Raw genomic sequence first — 1,620 nt, 5'->3', positions numbered from 1 at the left:
TAAAACTATGTAAAAGCTAATAATTTCTTTATTTAAGACCGAGTTTTTGCTATTCTCAGGTTTTAATAATTTAAAATTAATGAATATAAACAAAAACGAGTTTTTATTTCTTCCGCTTGGGGGAGTAGGAAAAATCGGAATGAACGTTAGCCTATATCATTACCAAGGCAAGTGGATTATGATCGACCTTGGTATCGGTTTTGCAGATGAAACTATGCCAGGTGTTGAGCTGCTCATTGCTGATGTGGATTTTATTGTTCAAAGAAAAAATGATTTGCTTGGAATAATAATTACGCATGCACATGAGGACCACTGCGGTGCAGTGCCCCACTTGTGGGAAGAGTTGCAGTGCTCCATATATACAACAAAGTTTACGGTTAATTTTCTTAAAGAAAAACTAAAAGAATTTCGATTGGAAGGTATAGTGCCTGTAAAGGAGGTAGACATAAATGGCAGCATAAATTTTGGTCCTTTTACCGTCGAGTTTATAAATGTAACTCATTCAATTCCTGAGGCAAATTCAATATTAATTAGCACTGAAATGGGTAGTGCACTCCATACCGGAGACTGGAAATTTGATCCAAAACCTGTTGTTGGATTAACTTCTAATATGGAGCGTCTAAAAGAAATTGGCGATAAAGGTGACCTGCTTGCAGCAATTTGCGATTCAACCAATATATTAAGCAAGCATCACCCTGAGTCAGAAGGTGAAATTTATAATAATATTTATAACATAATAAAGCGGTCTAAAAAATTAGTTGCTGTTTCGCTATTCGCTTCGAATGTGGCACGAATTGAAACGATAAGCCAAGCTGCAAAAGCACTAAATAGAAAAGTAGTTTTACTTGGTAGATCTTTATGGAGAATAGTGAAAGTTGCGCAAGATAGTGGTTATTTAACTGATTCTCCTCAGTTTCTTGAAGCAAAGGAAGCAGTAAATTTTCCAAGGGAAGAACTGGTGCTACTTTGCACAGGTTGTCAAGGTGAGCCACTGGCAGCTACCGCAAGACTTGCTGCTAAGAGTCATCAAGCATTTAAAATGCAGCAAGGTGATACCATGATCTTTTCGTCAAAAATCATTCCTGGAAATGAAACTCGTGCGCACAACATGCTCAATGCCTTTGTTGAGATGGGGGTAGAAGTTATTACTGAAAAAACAGAGCATGTTCATGCTTCTGGGCATCCAACAAGAGAAGAGCTAAAGGAAATGTATTCTTTAATAAAACCGAAGATGTCTATTCCAGTTCACGGCGAATATATTCACACGCATGCACATGTAAAATTTGCTAAAGAGTGCGGTGTGGCAAAAGCAATAATGATTGCACCAGGTGATATTGTTAATTTGGAGAACGGAGAAAAGGTTGATTCAATTGATGTTGACTACTTTGGTATTGATGGTATGTTGCTACGTCATCCGGAGAGCAGTGTTATAAAAATGCGTAAAAGAATGAGAGATGCCGGAGTTATTGTGGTAACAGCAGTTGTAAACAAGAAAAATAAATTGCTTGCTAAACCAAAAGTATTTGTACCTGGTGTTTTTGAAGTGCTAGAAGATGCAGCTACCATACAGAAAATTGTCAAGAAAGTTGAGTCGTTGTTTAGTTTGCAGCCAACAAAAAA

1 protein-coding gene is annotated in these 1,620 nt (G+C 37.2%); it reads left to right on the top strand.

All coding sequences use genetic code 11. The features are described 5' to 3' along the window. Nucleotides 1-79: 79 nt before the first annotated feature. On the top strand, nt 80-1,620 hold a 1,541-nt coding region (locus tag WGMM_RS01440; RefSeq protein ID WP_038249001.1), incomplete at its 3' end, for a ribonuclease J.

Origin of the sequence: Wolbachia endosymbiont of Glossina morsitans morsitans (genome assembly GCF_000689175.1) — a bacterium.
Lineage (GTDB): Bacteria > Pseudomonadota > Alphaproteobacteria > Rickettsiales > Anaplasmataceae > Wolbachia > Wolbachia pipientis.
Note: the sequence above shows the minus strand (reverse complement) of the source record. Positions and strands in the feature narration are given on the sequence as shown.